13 protein-coding genes are annotated in these 18,343 nt (G+C 41.7%); 5 read left to right on the top strand and 8 right to left on the bottom strand.

Annotated features, from left to right (window positions below):
* Window positions 1-36 precede the first annotated feature (36 nt).
* From deoC to udk, 3 genes are all read right to left on the bottom strand, one after another.
* Window positions 37-810, bottom strand: coding sequence for a deoxyribose-phosphate aldolase (gene deoC, locus B6K83_RS15940; RefSeq protein ID WP_085285860.1), 774 nt, complete (start codon window positions 808-810; stop codon window positions 37-39).
* An 89-nt stretch (window positions 811-899) separates the two neighbouring features.
* On the bottom strand, window positions 900-2,144 hold the full coding sequence (locus B6K83_RS15945) for a NupC/NupG family nucleoside CNT transporter (RefSeq protein WP_085285861.1): 1,245 nt from the start codon (window positions 2,142-2,144) through the stop codon (window positions 900-902).
* 76 nt (window positions 2,145-2,220) lie between these two features.
* Window positions 2,221-2,862 (bottom strand): uridine kinase, encoded by a 642-nt coding sequence (gene udk, locus B6K83_RS15950; RefSeq protein ID WP_085285862.1) that lies wholly within the window; start codon window positions 2,860-2,862, stop codon window positions 2,221-2,223.
* A 413-nt stretch (window positions 2,863-3,275) separates the two neighbouring features.
* Between udk and B6K83_RS15955 the strand changes: the two genes are divergently transcribed.
* Both B6K83_RS15955 and B6K83_RS15960 read left to right on the top strand, forming a co-directional pair.
* The gene (locus tag B6K83_RS15955) at window positions 3,276-4,487 is read left to right on the top strand and encodes a phosphopentomutase (protein WP_085285863.1); all 1,212 of its coding nucleotides are present in this window, start codon (window positions 3,276-3,278) and stop codon (window positions 4,485-4,487) included.
* A gap of 89 nt (window positions 4,488-4,576) precedes the next feature.
* On the top strand, window positions 4,577-6,838 hold the full coding sequence (locus B6K83_RS15960) for a TonB-dependent receptor (protein ID WP_085285864.1): 2,262 nt from the start codon (window positions 4,577-4,579) through the stop codon (window positions 6,836-6,838).
* A 160-nt stretch (window positions 6,839-6,998) separates the two neighbouring features.
* On the opposite strand, the gene B6K83_RS15965 is transcribed toward B6K83_RS15960, so the two are convergent.
* Window positions 6,999-8,048: a 3-deoxy-7-phosphoheptulonate synthase gene (locus B6K83_RS15965; RefSeq protein WP_085285865.1), complete on the bottom strand. Its 1,050-nt coding sequence runs from the start codon at window positions 8,046-8,048 to the stop codon at window positions 6,999-7,001.
* A 132-nt stretch (window positions 8,049-8,180) separates the two neighbouring features.
* Entirely contained in the window at window positions 8,181-8,990 is an 810-nt protein-coding gene (ppsR, locus tag B6K83_RS15970) for a posphoenolpyruvate synthetase regulatory kinase/phosphorylase PpsR (protein WP_085285866.1), read from the bottom strand.
* Window positions 8,991-9,217: 227 nt separating this feature from the next.
* Between ppsR and ppsA the strand changes: the two genes are divergently transcribed.
* Window positions 9,218-11,593 carry a phosphoenolpyruvate synthase gene (gene ppsA, locus B6K83_RS15975; RefSeq protein ID WP_085285867.1) on the top strand — a complete coding sequence of 792 codons (2,376 nt, stop codon included), beginning with the start codon at window positions 9,218-9,220 and terminating at the stop codon, window positions 11,591-11,593.
* A 159-nt stretch (window positions 11,594-11,752) separates the two neighbouring features.
* A complete protein-coding gene (gene ydiJ / locus B6K83_RS15980) occupies window positions 11,753-14,833 on the top strand; it encodes a D-2-hydroxyglutarate dehydrogenase YdiJ (protein ID WP_085285890.1) in 3,081 nt (1,026 codons plus the stop codon).
* A 79-nt stretch (window positions 14,834-14,912) separates the two neighbouring features.
* On the opposite strand, the gene B6K83_RS15985 is transcribed toward ydiJ, so the two are convergent.
* Window positions 14,913-15,956, bottom strand: coding sequence for a Leu/Phe/Val dehydrogenase (locus B6K83_RS15985; RefSeq protein WP_085285868.1), 1,044 nt, complete (start codon window positions 15,954-15,956; stop codon window positions 14,913-14,915).
* Window positions 15,957-16,161: 205 nt separating this feature from the next.
* Here B6K83_RS15985 and B6K83_RS15990 point away from each other — a divergent pair, with 205 nt between their 5' ends.
* The gene (locus B6K83_RS15990; RefSeq protein WP_085285869.1) at window positions 16,162-16,569 is read left to right on the top strand and encodes a DUF4826 family protein; all 408 of its coding nucleotides are present in this window, start codon (window positions 16,162-16,164) and stop codon (window positions 16,567-16,569) included.
* A gap of 41 nt (window positions 16,570-16,610) precedes the next feature.
* On the opposite strand, the gene B6K83_RS15995 is transcribed toward B6K83_RS15990, so the two are convergent.
* Entirely contained in the window at window positions 16,611-17,072 is a 462-nt protein-coding gene (locus B6K83_RS15995) for a GNAT family N-acetyltransferase (RefSeq protein ID WP_085285870.1), read from the bottom strand.
* Window positions 17,073-17,077: 5 nt separating this feature from the next.
* Window positions 17,078-18,232, bottom strand: coding sequence for a cupin domain-containing protein (locus B6K83_RS16000; protein ID WP_085285871.1), 1,155 nt, complete (start codon window positions 18,230-18,232; stop codon window positions 17,078-17,080).
* Window positions 18,233-18,343 lie beyond the last annotated feature (111 nt).

Below are 18,343 nucleotides of genomic sequence, written 5' to 3' on the forward strand. Positions count from 1 at the left end.
CCGCTGGTCCTTAATGATTCAGGGGCATAATTGAACTTAATAGCTCGATGTATCTGCCGTTGTAGTACTGGCGCCTAGGGTATTGAGTAAATTCGTTAACAAACTGCTAGCGCCAAATCTAAAGTTGGCTTTGCTGGCCCACTCGGGTCCTAAAATATCAGCTGCTAGCTTAAGATAAATGGCGGCATCTGCGGCGGTTTTTACTCCACCTGCGGGTTTAAAGCCAACGTTAATATTTTTAGCTTTAATTACTTTGAGCATCAACTCAGCTGATTTGGGCGTCGCATTAATGGCAACCTTGCCGGTTGAGGTTTTAATAAAGTCAGCACCGGCGGCAATGGCGATTTCGCTAGCTTGGCGGATCAGCGCATCGGTTTTTAATTCACCGCTTTCTATGATCACTTTTAATTGTGCATTGTTTCCACACGCTTGCTTACAAGCCTTGACTAACTCAAAGCCAATGCTGCTATTACCGGCAATTAAGGCGCGATAAGGAAAAACCACATCAACCTCATCAGCACCATAGGCAATGGCGGCTTTTGTTTCGGCAACTGCAATGTCGAGATCATCATTGCCGTGTGGGAAGTTAGTCACTGTGGCCACTTTAATCTCAGTTGTGCCTTGCTCTGCCAAGATTTTTTTTGCTAGTGGAATAAAACGCGGAAAAATACAAATAGCCGCTGTATTGCCACAAGGCGACTTGGCACTTTTACAGAGTTGGATAATATCATCAGCAGTTTCAGTGTCGGTTAAACTGGTTAAATCCATCATTTGCAGTGCACGTTGTGCGTAACTTTCAAGCGTATTCATGTTATGTTGCCTCATTAATGTCAAAGGGCGATTATCATTGGCCTAGCGCAGTACACTAGGCGTTTAGTATTTGGGTAAACGAGCGTGTTTTATAAGCTGACGAAAACACCGGCGATTGCAGCACTCATTAAGTTGGCCATGGTTGCGGCTAGCATAGCTTTCATACCTAAGCGCGCTATGTCGGGGCGACGACTAGGGGCCATAGAGCCTATGCCGCCTAATAAAATAGCGATTGAAGATAAATTAGCGAATCCGCAAAGGGCGAACGTGATAATGGCTTGGGTGGTGGGCGTTAGCGTGTCTTTTATTTCAACAAAATTAACGTAAGCAAAAAACTCATTAACCACGATTTTTTGGCCAATAAAGCTGCCGGCTTGTAACATTTCGTCAATGGGCACGCCGATAATAAAGGCAAATGGTGCAAAAATGTAGCCTAAGATCCATTCTATGGTGATGCCTTCAAAACCGAATAAGCTACCTAACCCTGAAACCATAGCGTTAAGTAGGGCAATGATAGCAATAAAAGCTAATAACATAGCACCAACATTTACTGCCAATTTAAGGCCAGAGGCTGCACCCGTTGCTGCCGCGTCAATAACATTCGCAGGCTTTTCTCCGGCTTCGGCTAGCTCAACCTCTTGGTGGTTACTGCTAATATCTTCGGTTTCAGGAATTAACAGCTTGGCCATTAATAAACCGCCAGGTGCGGCCATAAACGATGCGGCGATCAAGTATTCAAGCTTAACACCTAAGCCTGCATAACCGGCAAGAATGGAGCCAGCAACAGATGCCAGTCCACCTACCATGATGGCAAAAAGCTCGGATTGACTCATTTTAGCAATATAAGGGCGAATAACTAAAGGCGCCTCAGTTTGACCAACAAAGATATTGGCCGTTGCCGATAATGATTCTGGTTTTGAGGTTTTTAATAGTTTTTGTAAGCCACCACCGATCACTTTTACTATCCACTGCATAACACCTAAGTAATAAAGCACAGCGATTAAGGATGAAAAGAAGATAATGACGGGCAATACTCGAACAGCAAACACAAAGCCGACGCCATTTTCAAACATGGCATCTGTGCCTAAACCACCAAATAAGAAGCTAATGCCGGCTTTAGCGCTGTCAATAACTTGCTGAACCCCGTTAGTAACAGAGCCTAAGACATCTTTACCAAAAGGAACATATAACACAAAAGCACCCAGTAATACTTGTAGGGCAAAAGCACAAGTTACCGTGCGCCAATTTATCGCCTTGCGGTTAGTCGATAACAGTAGTGCTAAAGCCAATAGCGCAAAAATGCCAAAGAGTCCTCTCAGTGCTGCTAAATCCATACTTACCTCATTTTAAAAATTTTTATCATTATTATTGTTTTTATTACTTTATCAATATGATGGTTTTCACGCCTTATTAGCGTCCATGCATTAATTGGCGAATTTTAGCTTTTAACATTTCAATGGCCATTCTATTTTTGCCGCCACGAGTAACGACAATGTCTGCATAAAGCTTATTAGGTTCAATGTGTTGATAGTACATAGGGCGCACGGTCGTTAAGTATTGCTCAGCAATAGATTCAACACTACGCGAACGTTCTACAGTATCGCGATTTATCCGACGTACCAAGCAAATATCAAGTGGGGTATCAATATAAATTTTGATATCAAATTTATTTCTCAATTCGCTACTGGAAAATAACAAAATGCCTTCAAGCAAAATGATAGGGGTTGGTGATAAATGTATTGTTTCAGCTAATCGAGTATGCGTTTTATAACAATAAGTAGGGATGTCGACACTATTACCTTGACATAATTCGCTTAAATGTTGTGCCAATAAACTATGCTCATAAGCGCTAGGATGGTCGTAATTAGTTTTAACGCGATCGGCCATCGCTAGGTGAGACTGGCTTTTGTAGTAAGAGTCTTCTTTGATGATTGCTATGCCGTTTGGCCCTAACTCAGGTAATAATTCATCGAAAATGGTTTTTGCATATAAAGATTTACCCGATGCTGATGCACCGGTTATTGCAATTATGGTTGGTTTATTGGTTTGCAAAACACAGAACCTTAAAAAAATATTGTAGCCAAAAATCTATCTCTGATTGCTAGCGACTTAAGCTTGACTGTTATTATGGACTACTTAAGCTGAAATTCATTAAAAATAATGAAATCTGCGTATCTTCACTGATTTTTTGACAAAATAGGGTTGTCTCTCATTCATTGCTTGCTAAAGTAACACATGTTGACCAATTGGTCATGAATTTTATCATCTTAAACGAGGATAATTTTGAAAAGTTTGTTAAAATGCAAAGATAACGTGGCCAGTCTTTTTAAGGCGAGGCTCGCTTGGGATTATAGAGAATTTTTCAACATTATTACATTGTGAAAAGCATAACGATTGTGGTGCTATTTTACAGCATAATTATCCTTGGTTAATGACATTGTATGTCTCCAACACAGGAATTAAAAATGGCAAGAGCAATAGTTTTAGTTATCGATGGTTTTGGCATAGGTCATGCGCCTGATGCGGCTGATTTTGGCGATGTTAGTGCAAACACTTTCGCCAATTTAGCACGTTACTTTTATGAGCATGAACAGCGCGAACTTAAGGTTACTAATTTAGCGAAAATGGGTCTAGTAGCGGCTGCATTCCAAGCCGGAGACTCACGTTTTCCTGTGCAAGCACAAGAGCCAGAGCAAGGTGTTTATGGCTATGCAGCGGAATTAAGTACGGGTAAAGATACGCCCAGTGGTCATTGGGAAATGATGGGCGTTCCGGTGCTATTTGATTGGGGCTATTTCCCGAAACATGGTAATGCCTTTCCTGCAGATTTAATTACAAAAATTAATCAAGCAACAGGCTATAACGGCATACTCGGTGATTGCCATGCCTCAGGTACAGATATCATTAATAAACTAGGCCAAGAACATATAAAAACCGGTTTGCCTATTTGCTATACCTCAGCTGATAGTGTTTTTCAGGTTGCCGCACATGAGCAACACTTTGGGCTAGAAAACTTATACCGCTATTGTGAAACGGTCAGAGAATTACTTGAAGAAATGAATATTGGTCGTGTGATCGCTAGGCCTTTTATCGGTGAAAGCCCAGCGGACTTCACGCGCACCGGCAATCGACGCGATTATTCAATTTTACCGCCAGCAGCTACGGTACTCGATAAATTAACCCAAGCTGGGGGGCATGTGATTAGCGTTGGTAAAATCGCCGATATTTACGCCCATCAAGGCATTAGTGAAAAAACGAAGGCGACGGGCATTGATGCGTTGCTTGATGCGACCATTAGTCATATCAATAGCGCCCAAGATAATAGCTTGATTTTTACAAATTTGGTGAATTTTGATCAAGATTATGGTCATCGCCGTGATCCCCTTGGCTTTGGCTTGGCGTTAGAACACTTTGATCAACGCTTACCTGAAGTGATAGCAGCAATGCGTGAAGACGATGTGTTGTTTCTTACTGCCGATCATGGTTGCGATCCAACATGGCATGGCACTGACCATACCCGAGAATATGTGCCAGTTTTAGCATTTCACAAACAGGTACGATCTGTTAATATTGGCGAAAGATCAAGCTTTGCAGATATCGGGCAAACTATTGCCGAACTGTTTAAATTAGAGAAGATGCCTTACGGCACAAGCTTTTTCAAAGCACTTAACCTTTAAGCTTGTTGTTGCATAATTGTGCAGCTATAGGTAATAAAAAATTCCATTTATATTACAGAAAACACATACAGTCCTTGGGAGAGAACTTAATGAATGTTTTAAAAAAAAGTACACTTGCCATGTGCGTCAATGCGGCTATTTTTTCGTCGCTGACTAGCATCGCAAGTGTTGCGGCTGCACAAGAGCAAGCAGCTGAAGTCGTTGGTATCGAAGTGATTGAAGTTACGGCGCGTAAACGTACCGAAAACATCAAAGACGTACCTATTTCAGTTTCTGCTTTAACCCCTAAAAAACTAGAAGTATTAGGTTCGTCAGGTATGGATGTAAGGTCCTTGTCTGCCAAAGTACCTAGCTTACTAATCGAGTCGTCTTTTGGCCGAACTTTTCCACGTTTTTATATTCGTGGTTTAGGTAATACCGATTTTGATTTACTTGCTTCACAACCTGTTTCACTTATTTATGATGACGTGGTGCTAGAAAATGCCTTAACCAAAGGTATGCCAATGTTTGATATTGAACGTGTTGAAGTGTTACGCGGGCCGCAAGGTACTTTGTTTGGCCGTAACACCCCAGCAGGTATAGTGAAAGTTCAGTCAAAAAAACCAACCGAAGACTTTGATGCGAGTTTATCAGCGTCATACGGTAGCTTTGGCTCTACTGACTTACGTTTGGCGCTTGGTGGTGGTTTGACGGATACTTTGTCAGCTCGAGTGGCATTTTTACAACAAGGCCGCGATGATTATATCGACAATAAAGCGCCAGGTTTTGAACAAAAAGATCAACTAGGGGGCTATGATGAAACCGCAGGGCGTTTGCAGTTATTGTGGCAACCTAATGATGATTTTTCGGCATTATTTAATTATCACTTTCGCGACGCAGAAGCCGATGCGCGGGTATTTAGAGCCAACATTATTAAGCCAGGCACCAATGATTTAATTGATGACTTTGACCGTGAAACTGTTTTTCATGATGCGGCGGTGCGTAATAATCAAACCGTTGATATGAAAGGTGCTAGTCTAAAAATAGAGTATGATTTTGGTAATTACACCTTAACCTCTATTACTGGTCATGAATCGGCAGAAATTTTCTCGGTAGGTGATATTGATGGCGGATATGGCGCGGCGTTTTTACCTGATTACATGGGGCCTGGCTTTATTCCATTCCCATCAGAAACCGGTGCTAAAATGCCTGATCATAAGCAATCAACACAAGAAATCCGTATTGCTAGTAATGACTTAGGTGCGTTTAATTATCAATTTGGTTTCTTCTTATTTGATGAAGATTTAACCATTAATAATTTAAGTTTTGACACGTTAGCCAATGGTGCACCTAATGGCTTGGCGGTACAGCACATGGAAACGACAGCATGGGCAGTATTTGCATCACTTGACTACCAAGTATCTGAGCAATTAAGTATTAATGGTGGTTTACGTTATTCAGACGATGAACGTCAATGGCAAGGTGAGTTGGTGCAGTCGCCATTTGGTGCGCCTAGCTTTACTGAATCTAATAACGTCGAAGACTCACAAGTAAGTGGTGACTTAAGTGCAAATTATGTTTTAAGTGATGAAACTAACGTTTACGCGCGTATTGCACGTGGTTATCGAGCGCCTAGTATTCAAGGACGTAGCTTATTATTCTCTGAAAGCTCCACTACCGCAAAATCGGAAACCGTTGATTCAATTGAAACCGGTTTTAAATCCGTATTATTAGACAATACCGCCCGTATTGATGGCTCGGTTTACTACTTTAAAGTGAGTGATCAACAGTTAACGGCTGTTGGTGGCACAGGTAATGTTGCTAGCCTGATCAATGCCGATAAATCAGTAGGTTACGGTTTTGAGATTGATTCAGAGTATTTTGTTACACCTGATTTTGTGCTTGCGGCGAGTGTGAGTTATAACCATACTGAATTAAAAGATCCAAACGTTGCCGTGCCAGGCTGTGGCGGTGGTTGTACGGTTACTGATCCTTTAAATGCCGATGGCTTGGCCATGATTAATGGTAATGCATTACCGCAATCACCAGAGTGGATTAGTAATTTAAGTGCGCGCTGGACCAAAGAAATTGCCGATGGTGAGTTGTATATTTATACCGATTGGTCGTATCGCAGCGAAGTAAACTTTTTCTTATACGAGTCAATCGAGTTTACCGGCGATGCCTTAACCGAAGGTGGTATTCGCGTTGGTTATGAGTGGTACACTGATGGTGCTGAATATGAAGTGGCTGTTTTTGGTCGTAACATTACTGACGAAGAACAGTTAACCGGTGCTATCGACTTTAATAACCTGACCGGTTATGTGAACGAACCGCGTTTCTGGGGTGTTGAGTTTAAAGCTAACTTTTTCTAAAACCCTTAGTCGCGAACATAATCGCGAATGACCACATTAGTTAATAGGTAAAAAGCCGAAGTTTTTAACTTCGGCTTTTTTGTCTCTTGTCTAATGATAATATCGATTCGCTTAGCAGCGTTGACTCTAACCTATATAATAATGCTGTAATGAATCGCTGTTATGATCTCGCTTTAATGGCATCGGCTAAGATAGTTAGGATCTCTTCACTAGTGTCTAGGTTAATACAGGCATCGGTAATACTTTGGCCATAAACTAGTGGTTGCTTTGGCACAACCTTTTGATTACCAGCTACTAAAAAGCTTTCGATCATCACACCGAATATGGCTTGCTCACCTTGTTGAATTTGTTGTGCTAAAGACTGTGCAACCGTAATTTGCTGATTATGATCTTTATAGCTATTACCATGACTGCAATCGATCATGACTTTTTCTGCTAACTCGGCCTTGGCTAAGGTCAAGCAGGTACTGCTTATATCTTTGGCATGATAATTTGGTTGTTTGCCACCACGCAAAATAACGTGTGCAGAAGGGTTGCCGTGGGTTTGATAGATACACATTTGTCCGCTTTTATCGGGTGAATAAAGCACATGTGGCACGCTAGCGGCTTTAATTGCATCAACTGCAATTTGTATATTGCCATCGGTGCCATTTTTAAAGCCTACCGGACAAGACAGTGCCGAGGCTAGTTCTCTATGCACTTGGCTTTCTGTGGTACGCGCGCCAATGGCGCCCCAACTGATCAAATCTGATATATATTGGCCAGTAACCATATCTAAAAACTCTGTGCCGGCGGGGAGTCCTAACTGATTTACTTTCATTAACAGCTTGCGCGCTAAGTCTAAGCCTTTGGCAACCCGAAATGACTTATCAAGATCAGGGTCACTGATCAAGCCTTTCCACCCGACCGTGGTGCGCGGTTTTTCAAAGTAAACACGCATTACGATCAAGAGTTCATTGGCGTACTTATCGTGTAAAGTTTTTAATTTTTTTGCATAGTCTATGGCGGCCTCGGTATCATGGATAGAACAAGGACCAATTATGACAAGTAAGCGCGGGTCATCACCGTTAATGATGGCTTCAATGTCTTGACGGCTCTTAATAATAAAATTGGCGGTGTTATCATCAAGTGGTATTTGCTCAGCAAGCTCAGCGGGTGAAACTAAATTTTCAATTAATGTGGTTCTAAATTCATCTGTTTTTATGGTCATGTGCTATCAAATGCTTGTTTGCTTGCACAACGGATGGATATGCTGCGCGATAATAATATCGCGCTAACATAACGAAATTAGCTAATTAAGTGAACCGCTTTCTAAGTTTTTCTGCGACTTATTTATCATAAATTAATATTTATAACGTTGCAGACCGGTTTCAGATAAAATTTTAGCGGTAATTTCTTCAACTGACAGCTTAGTGGTATTTAGAAAGGGAATTTTTTCTTGGCGATAAAGCTTTTCGACTTCGCGTACTTCCATACGACATTGTCTGGCAGACGAGTACTTAGTGTTGGCCATTCTACCGTCGCGAATATCCACTAAGCGCTCAGCGTCAATGGTTAAACCAAATATTTTCTTTTTATGCATTTTTAAAAACGGCGGTAATTTTAGCTCGTCCATGTCATCGTCAGTAAAAGGATAATTTGCCGCTTTGATGCCGTATTGTAATGCTAAATAGAGTGAGGTTGGCGTTTTTCCTGAGCGCGAAACGCCGACTAATATGACATCGGCGTGCTCATAATTGGTAACATTTGAGCCGTCATCGTTTGCTAGCGAATAGTTAACCGCGTCAATGCGATAATCATAGCTGTTTTCATGAATGCTATGAGTTCTGTGGGCCTTGGGCTTTGCTTTTAAGTCAAGCTCTTGCTCTAGCGGTGCAACAAAGTGTTCAAGAAAGTTGTATATTACGCCATCACAGCCGTCAATAATTTCTCGAATTTCGTTATTAACAAAGGTATGAAATACCAAAGGTTTTAATCCAGTGCGTTTCGCGGTTTTGTTGATGCGTTTACAAGCTTCTAGCGCTTTTTCTTTGGTTTCTACAAAAGAAATGGTGTCATGTTCAAATTCCATCGGGAAAAGAGAGAGTAAGGCATGACCAAATACCTCTGAAGTGATGGCAGTACCGTCTGAAATATAAAAAGCTGCTCGCATGATAAATCCTATATATTATTCCGTAATCAAAGGTGAAAACTTTTAAATAGTGCTTTTGTTTCAACGTTAGCAGTGTAAAATGTCTGCTGTTTGAAATACACTGTTTATTTACCATAGATACCATATAAGTAATAAAAGTCTTAAGAAAGTTATCTTTTAACTTGCTCTAAAACACTATTTTAAGATGATTTTCTTAAATTTTATTATGTTCCAGTGGAGATGTTGTCGTGCAAGAATACGTACTTTGGTATGAAGATTTAGGAATGAATGATGTGGATCGCGTTGGCGGTAAAAATGCATCATTAGGTGAAATGATTTCAAATCTTGCAAATGTTGGTGTGCAAGTACCTGGTGGCTTCGCTACTACGTCTTTTGCGTTTAATGAGTTTCTTGAACAAAGTGGCCTGAACGATAAAATTTATCATTTGTTAGATGATCTAGATGTTAGTGATGTTAATGCCTTAGCAGAGTGCGGTCAAAAGATACGTCAATGGGTTATCGATACACCATTTCTACCTGACATGCAGCGTGATATCGAGCAAGCCTATGCAAAACTTGCCGGTGCTTTTGCTGATGATGCCTCGTTTGCGGTGCGCTCATCTGCCACTGCCGAAGATATGCCAGATGCCTCTTTTGCTGGTCAACAAGAAACCTTTCTCAATGTCCGTGGTTTAGACGCGGTTATGGTCGCGATTAAACACGTATTTGCCTCTTTATTTAACGATCGCGCGATTTCATATCGGGTTCATCAAGGTTATGATCATAGGGGCGTTGCACTCTCGGCTGGTATTCAGCGTATGGTACGCAGTGATATCTCTGCCAGTGGTGTGATGTTTTCTATCGATACTGAGTCGGGTTTTGAAGATGTCGTCTTTATTACCTCAAGTTATGGCTTAGGTGAAATGGTAGTGCAAGGGGCGGTCAATCCAGATGAGTTTTATGTCCATAAACCAACGTTAGCTAAAGGTAAACCCGCGGTCGTGCGCCGAAATATTGGCAGCAAAGCCATTAAAATGGTTTATGCCGATACCCAAGAGCACGGCAAGCAAGTCGAAATAGTCGATATTGAGCAAGCGCAATCGGACACTTTCTCACTAACCGACCAGGAAGTTGAAGAATTAGCTAAGCAAGCGGTGATTATTGAGCAACATTATGGCCGCGCTATGGATATCGAATGGGCTAAAGATGGCTTAGATGGCAAACTTTATATTGTACAAGCGCGTCCAGAAACCGTTAAAAGCCGTGAAAACGCCAATGTGATGGAACAATTTCAATTACAAGCAAGTGCAGACGTCATTTGTGAAGGACGCTCGATTGGTCATAAAATCGGTAGCGGTGAAGCAAAAGTACTTTCGTCGTTAGCTGAAATGGACAAAATTTTACCCGGTGATGTCTTAGTTACTGACATGACAGACCCAGATTGGGAGCCGATCATGAAGCGTGCTTCGGCGATTGTTACCAACCGTGGCGGTCGTACTTGTCATGCCGCAATTATTGCTCGTGAAATGGGCATTCCAGCGGTTGTCGGTTGTGGTGATGCCACTAGTAAAATTAGTACAGGTGACAAGGTGACGGTATCATGCGCCGAAGGAGATACCGGTTTTATCTATCAAGGCCAGTTAGATTTCACCGTTACCACCTCTGAAGTTGATGCAATGCCAGAATTGCCGTTAAAAATTATGATGAATGTGGGTAATCCGGATCGGGCTTTTGCCTTTGCCCGTTTGCCTCATGCTGGTATAGGTTTAGCACGTTTAGAATTTATTATTAATAAAATGATCGGCGTGCATCCGAAAGCGTTATTAAACTTTGATGAGCAGCCTGCAGACTTACAAGATGAAATACGCGATATTATTGTTGGTTATGAAGATCCTGTTGAGTTTTATATTGCTAAGCTGACCGAAGGTATTTCTACGCTTGCTGCGGCCTATGCGCCAGAGAAAGTGATCGTACGCATGTCTGACTTTAAATCAAATGAATATGCTAACTTAGTGGGTGGCGAGCATTTTGAGCCGGAAGAAGAAAACCCTATGATCGGCTATCGCGGTGCGTCACGTTATATCTCAAAAGACTTTAGAGATTGTTTTGCTCTTGAGTGTGAAGCCATTAAACGGGTACGCAATGATATGGATATGACGCATGTGGAAATTATGATCCCATTTGTCCGTACCTTAGAAGAAGCCAAGCAAGTGATTGATATTCTTGCGGAGCATGGGCTAAAACGTGGCGAAAATGGCCTGCGCATTATTATGATGTGTGAGTTACCATCCAATGCCATATTAGCTGATCAATTCTTAGATTATTTTGATGGCTTTTCAATTGGCTCAAATGATTTAACGCAATTAACCTTAGGCTTAGATAGAGACTCGGGTTTAGTCGCGCATTTATTTGATGAGCGAGACCCTGCTATAAAAGTGTTATTGGAAATGGCAATAAAAGCCTGTAAAGCGCGCGGTAAATATGTTGGTATTTGTGGTCAAGGCCCATCAGATCATGAAGACTTTGCCGCTTGGTTAGTTGAAAAGGGTATAGATAGTGTTTCGCTTAACCCTGACACGGTATTGCCTACATGGTTATATCTAGCAGAGCAACACAGTAACTAAGCCTGTTATTGGCAGGTTATCCTAGCTTAATAAGCCTAGGGACTTTTTTATCATGATGCAGATAAAAAAGTTCTTAGGCTTTTTTGTTAAAGCGAGCAATTTCACAATTTGTCGTGATATAATCCAAGCCACTTTATGGCCTTAATAGATTGTTTATTCATGTTACCTCGCTTACGTCCGCAAGAGCTAGTTTCCCCTTTATATCAAGACTTTGCCAATACCTTGGCGAACAAAAACTTTACCGGTGATATTAATTTTCAATACAGTGCACGGCTTGCCCATGCCACCGATAATAGTATTTATCAACAACTGCCGCAATTAGTGCTGCATCCGCGTAGTCAACAAGATATTCAAACCATTAACTTGCTTGCCAGTGAAGTAAAGTTTAACGACATTAAGTTTAGTGCCCGTGGTGGCGGCACTGGGACCAATGGCCAAAGTTTAACGCCTGGTATTGTGGTGGATTTATCTAAATACATGAACCGTATTTTAGAAATTAACGTCGCAGAAAACTGGGTTCGTGTTGAAGCTGGGGTGGTTAAAGATCAATTAAATGACTTTCTCAAGCCTTATGGTTTTTTCTTTTCACCCGACTTGTCTACCAGTAATCGGGCAACCATAGGTGGTATGATTAATACCGACGCTTCGGGCCAAGGCTCATTAGTGTACGGCAAAACCTCAGATCATGTGTTAGGGCTAGAAAGCGTTTTGGCCAATGGCGAGGTTTTATCGACTGCACCTATGTCAATTAGCGCCGCGGAAAGCTTAGCGCAGCAGCCAGGCAGTCATGGCACAATAATGCAGCAAGTATTGAGCTCTTGTCGTGACAATCGTGCGCTTATCCTTGAAAAATTTCCGCGTTTAAATCGCTTTCTTACCGGTTATGACTTAGAAAACGTGTTCAATGATGACCTATCCGTGGTTGACTTAAGCCGCATTATTACCGGCTCAGAAGGCTCTTTAGCCATTGTTTGTGAGGCTAAGCTCAATTTAACACCGATCGCAAAAGCGAAAACTCTGATCAACATTAAATATGACAGTTTTGATTCCGCATTGCGCCACTCGCCGCAATTAGTTAAAGCTAAAGCAACCTCGGTTGAAACCATCGACAGTAAGGTGCTTAACTTAGCCAAACAAGATATTGTTTGGCAATTAGTCAGTGATATGCTGCAAGACGTTGATGGCGCTGTTATGGACGGCATCAATATGGTGGAGTATAACGGTGACAGTATCGACAGTGTTGCCAGTCAAGTGCAGGCACTGTGCGTCGAACTGGACAAAGCTATCGCCAATAAAACCGGAGTGATTGGTTATCAAGTAACCTCTGATTTAAGCAGTATTGCCAAACTTTACACCATGCGCAAAAAAGCGGTCGGTTTGCTAGGCAATACCCAAGGCAGCCAAAAACCACTTGCCTTTGCTGAAGACACAGCAGTGCCACCCGAAAACTTAGCGGACTTTATTGCAGAATTTAGAGCCTTGCTTGACGGCTATGGCCTACATTATGGCATGTTCGGACACGTTGATGCAGGGGTATTACATGTGCGCCCAGCGCTAGATATGTGCGAGCCAGCGCAAGAGCGATTGCTGCGAGAAATATCCGATAAAGTGGTGGCGTTAACAGCGAAATATGGCGGTTTAATGTGGGGCGAGCATGGCAAAGGTTATCGCAGTGAGTACGGGCCTGATTTTTTTGGTGACACCTTATTTACCGAATTAAGAAAAATAAAATCAGCGTTTGACCCGTTAAATAAAATGAATCCAGGTAAAATTTGCACACCGCTGCACAGTGATGAAAAGTTAGTCTCTGTTGATGATAAAAAGCGCGGTTTTTACGATCGACAAATTCCGGTTAAGGTAAAAGATTCATTTAATTCCGCACTTGATTGTAATGGTAACGGTTTATGCTTTAACTATGACCTAGATAGCCCTATGTGCCCGTCAAGCAAGGTTACGCGTGACCGAAGGCATTCGCCGAAGGGTAGAGCTGGTCTGATGCGCGAGTGGTTGCGCTTGGTGGAAGCTAAAGGTATCGACATTTTAGCATTAGAGCAAAATATTCAACATTGGTCGGTAAAAAGGCTGATAGACAAGCTTAAAAATCGCTTTGAACAGCAATTTAGCCGAGCGAAAAATAATGACGACCATGAAGACTTTTCGCATGAAGTGATGGCGGCGATGCAGGGCTGTTTAGCCTGTAAAGCCTGTGCGAGCCAATGTCCGATTAAGGTAGATGTACCCGATTTTAGAGCGCGCTTTATAAATCTGTATCATTCGCGCTACTTTAGGCCATTAAAAGACCATTTAGTTGCCAATGTTGAATCAATGACTCCTTTGATGGCAAAAGCGCCCAAGCTGGTTAATCGGGTATTAGGCTCTAAGTTTTATGATATGGTATCGCAAGCGAGTATTGGCTATGTTGATACACCTTTGCTGTCAACGCCAACATTATCACAAAGAGTAGCAGCGCATAATATGGCCAGCTTTGATTTATCAGCGTTGCAAAGTTTGTCGGCACAAGCACGCGCTAAATCGCTGCTCATTGTTCAAGATCCCTTTACCTCATTTTACGATGCTAACGTCGTTGAAGACTTTATGTTATTGGCGAAAAAGCTTGGTTTTGAGCCGATATTATTACCCTTTAAACCCAACGGCAAGCCGCAACATGTGAAAGGCTTTTTAGCGAAATTTGCTAAAACGGCAAAGTCTACGGCAGATTTTTTAAATCAAGTGCAACAACTAAATATTACAATGGTGGGCTTAGATGCCTCGCTTGCCTTGTGTTATCGCGATGAATATCAGCAAATTTTAGCTGAGCGACGCGGCGACTTTGAGGTAAAGCTTGCTCATGAATGGTTAATAACGATTCTCGATCACCAAAATAGTCAGCTCGCCGCTAAGACTGCCGCGGCTAAAACAGACTATAAGCTTTTTGCCCACTGCACAGAAAAAACCGCCTTAGCGGGCAGTGAAGGGCAGTGGCAGCAAATATTTCAACACTTTGGGTTATCGCTTTCAAGTGTTGCGGTAGGATGTTGTGGCATGGCGGGTACTTATGGCCATGAAAAATCGAACTTAGCAAATTCGAAAGCCCTGTATCAAATGAGTTGGCAGGACAAGGTAGCTAAGTTAGAGACAGCACAATTACTGGTAACTGGGTATTCATGTCGTAGCCAAATCAAGCGTTTAGATAACAAAATTAGCTTACATCCAGTACAAGCATTATTAAATGCCTTATAAGCGCTGGTAAGTTGAGTTAAGTCAATGACCATAAAAAAAGCCGCAACAGCGGCTTTTTTATCACGAAAATTAACGCTGCTTATTTGCCAGCGTTAGCAATAATTTCACGCGCCATCTCGTCGGCAATTAAACCAGTTGGTTTGTTTTGCGCGGCAGCGGTTTCGAAAACATTGGTTAGTGTGTTATAAATATTTTCCACTAACTTTGTCGAACTTTCTGCACAATAAGCTTCGCCATATATTTCTAAGGCGACATTGATTATACCGCCGGCGTTAATGACGTAATCAGGTGCATATAAAATGCCTTTGTCTAGCAATACTTGATCGTGACGAGACTCAGCTAATTGGTTATTGGCACAGCCAGCAACAATCGATGCTTTGAGTTGTGCTATGGTGTCATCGTTAATGGCAGCGCCCAATGCACATGGAGAGAAGACATCCACGTCTTGACTATATATTTCATCTAAGCCAACCACTTTTGCATTGAGCTCAGTTGCGGCTTTATCTAAGGCTGCTTGATTAATGTCGGTAACAATTAACTCTGCTCCAGCAGCATGTAATCGTTCACACAGGGCATACCCTACGCTTCCTAAGCCCTGTACAGCGACTTTTATGCCGGTTAGGTCATCTTTACCTAACTTAAATTTAACTGCCGCTTTAACACCTAAAAATGTACCTAAAGCGGTAAATGGTGCAGGGTTGCCACTTTTACCTTCGAGTCCAGAAACGAATTCAGTCGTTTGGTTAACAATGGCCATATCATCGGTGTTAATGTTGACATCTTCGGCGGTATAATAACGACCATTTAGATTATCAACAGCGCGTCCAAAGGCTTGAAATAGTGCCTCTGATTTCAAGGTTTTAGGATCACCAATAATAACGCCTTTACCGCCACCTAACTTTAAGCCGGCCATGGCATTTTTATAGGTCATACCTTTAGATAAACGTAACACATCTTTCAGCGCCGCTTCGTCACTGGCATAATCCCAAAAGCGACAACCGCCTGCCGCTGGGCCTAATGCGGTGCTGTGCACGGCGATAATCGCTTTTAAGCCAGTGCTGCTGTCACTGCAATAAACGACTTGTTCGTGGTTATCAAAATCTACTAAATCAAAAACGGCCACTATCCTAATCTCCAAAGATGATAGAAAAAGTTCAACGTAAATTTTTATTGAACTAAGGTTGTAATAATTTGCCGCGCACCATACCATTTAGGTTAGCGCTTCGCTAGTGAAGCATTAAATTAATTTGAGCTTTGCTGTGAACTATTTCATACAAGCTTTCCACCGTTAACACCTCATAACAATTATTAACAAAAAGACAATAAAAATGACTGACAAACAAGAAATGACCGCTGAGCAACAACAAGCGTGGCTGCGTGAACAATATCAAAAATCGACTAAATATCTTGCCAGTAAAGGCTTAGTTACCGAAAGTGTTGCCGATACCGAAAGTCGCTATTTGATCCCGTTAATGGCGGTTTGGAAAATAAACTTATTGGATAAAACTAAAGTTTGGGTTATCAGCGGTGATTTACCGACTGATCATTTAGTATTAGAGCAAGACGAGCCAGCTCGTAATGTGTTACGTCACTTTTCATTTAAGTGGCAAGTGCAGGCAGACAGCTTGTTACAAAGCAGTGATCCCGAACAAGTCAAATATGCCAAATTATTGATCAGCAAAGCGGAAGGGCTTTATCAGCTTTATGATAAAGATGAGCTTTGGCAACAAGCCTAAAATTAAAACATTGCGTCTAATGCATGCCACTAATACCTGTATTAGTGGCTTAAATAGCATTTGACTGGTTTGACTTTATGAAGTGGGCAGGTCATTTTTTGTTTCGGTAAGCCTGCTTCCATGAAGACAGCTTCGCTGGTTCTAAAGTTGAATTGTTGGAAGTACTGAATGGCGTCTAAAGGGCTATAAATGAATATCTCTTTTAAACCCATATCTTGCGCTATTTCAAGCAAAGAGCGTAAAATGAGTTTATCGATTTGCTCTTTACGGTGTCGGCGCAACACAGCAATGCGGCTAATTTCACCAGAGCCGAGGATGCGCCCAGTTCCTATTGGCTCTTTTGTTTCATCATCACACGCTAACACATGGCAGGCATAGTGATCTTTACGATCGAACTCGACATTTTTCGGGATGCGCTTTTCGTAAACAAATACTTGTTCTCTGACATTTTTAAGCAGCGGTGCTGCTTGCTCCCATTGAACCTTACTTACCGTGTATGACATGTGTTTTATTCAATATACCAATAACCCTTATTTAAAACACTAGTTAATAATTGTACATTTTTCAAACAGCCGCTAAAAGTTTTTACTTGTTCTGTGCTTAACGGCTTTTGTTGCGCTAATAGTTCTGCTAGTTCAAGCGTTTGTTTTTCTAGCTTAAAGCTCTCACCATTAATAAATAATGTGCTATTGGTGTCATGAATTATTGCCGCTTTTAATCCAGAAACAGGCATAAATAAAATTTCTGGCTCTGAGAGGATATCGTGTAGCTTCGCAGCGTCAATTTCATTGACAGGTACTAGAATCTCTAACGCGTGATGACTTTGCGTTAGATGTTGACCGATAAAGTCCTCGAACAAATCGCTTTGCTCAAGTTGTTGCAACATAAAAGCTTTTAATTGTTGCATGTCATTTTCCGTAATGGCGAAACTGCTATCAGACGGCACTCTATCAGGATCGCTAAATCTTTGCTCTCCGCTATTATTATCAATTAATTTATCGGCGAAGCTTGACCAAAGCTCTTGGTTTGATGGTGCTTGGAAGCCAATGGAAAAGTTGACTGAGTTTTCTATTGATACGCCGTTATGTGGATGATTTGGCGGTATATATAATAAATCACCGGCTTGTGTTATTTCATCAATTATGGGAGTGAAAGCCGATACCTGCTTTAGATCTGGGTGCGGTAGCAAGGTTGTTAACTCACTATTGGGTGCCCCCACTTGCCAACGTCTTTTGCCGCTGCCTTGGAGAATAAAGACGTCGTACTGATCTAAGTGTCGACCTACACCACCATTGGGGGTTGAAAAACTGACCATAACATCATCGATACGCCAGCGCGGTATAAAGTTAAAAGGCGTGATCAAGGCATGAGTTGCACGAGACCAATTGTTCACTGCTTGTACTAACAGTGTCCAGTGAGATGCACCGTATTGGCTAAAGTCTGAAAATGGACCATGATCGACTTGCCAGTTGCCCTGGCTATCGCAACTAACAATGCGCGATTCTATTTCATTTTCCATTGCTAAACCTGCAAGTTCATCAGCGCTAATGGGATCTTGAAAGTTGCTAAACGCTTGTTTAATTAATAACGGCTTTTTCTGCCAATATTCGGCTAGAAATATTTCCGGGCTTAATTCGCCCCAATTTAGTGAATTAAAATTCATAGCGTAACCTTTATTTATATGCCTGATATTATATTTAGAGGATTAGTAATGAAAAGCTATGTCTCTATGCACAGCCTTAAACCGTTATCGCATCAGTTTAGATAACAAAAA

Source organism: Colwellia chukchiensis (assembly GCF_002104455.1).
Taxonomy (GTDB): Bacteria; Pseudomonadota; Gammaproteobacteria; order Enterobacterales; family Alteromonadaceae; genus Cognaticolwellia; species Cognaticolwellia chukchiensis.

Coding starts and splice junctions, on each gene's coding strand:
- deoC (WP_085285860.1), bottom strand. CDS start 810: ATGAATACGCTTGAAAGTTACGCACAACGTGCACTGCAAATGATGGAT.
- B6K83_RS15945 (WP_085285861.1), bottom strand. CDS start 2,144: ATGGATTTAGCAGCACTGAGAGGACTCTTTGGCATTTTTGCGCTATTG.
- B6K83_RS15955 (WP_085285863.1), top strand. CDS start 3,276: ATGGCAAGAGCAATAGTTTTAGTTATCGATGGTTTTGGCATAGGTCAT.
- B6K83_RS15960 (WP_085285864.1), top strand. CDS start 4,577: ATGAATGTTTTAAAAAAAAGTACACTTGCCATGTGCGTCAATGCGGCT.
- B6K83_RS15965 (WP_085285865.1), bottom strand. CDS start 8,048: ATGACCATAAAAACAGATGAATTTAGAACCACATTAATTGAAAATTTA.
- ppsR (WP_085285866.1), bottom strand. CDS start 8,990: ATGCGAGCAGCTTTTTATATTTCAGACGGTACTGCCATCACTTCAGAG.
- ydiJ (WP_085285890.1), top strand. CDS start 11,753: ATGTTACCTCGCTTACGTCCGCAAGAGCTAGTTTCCCCTTTATATCAA.
- B6K83_RS15990 (WP_085285869.1), top strand. CDS start 16,162: ATGACTGACAAACAAGAAATGACCGCTGAGCAACAACAAGCGTGGCTG.
- B6K83_RS15995 (WP_085285870.1), bottom strand. CDS start 17,072: ATGTCATACACGGTAAGTAAGGTTCAATGGGAGCAAGCAGCACCGCTG.
- B6K83_RS16000 (WP_085285871.1), bottom strand. CDS start 18,232: ATGAATTTTAATTCACTAAATTGGGGCGAATTAAGCCCGGAAATATTT.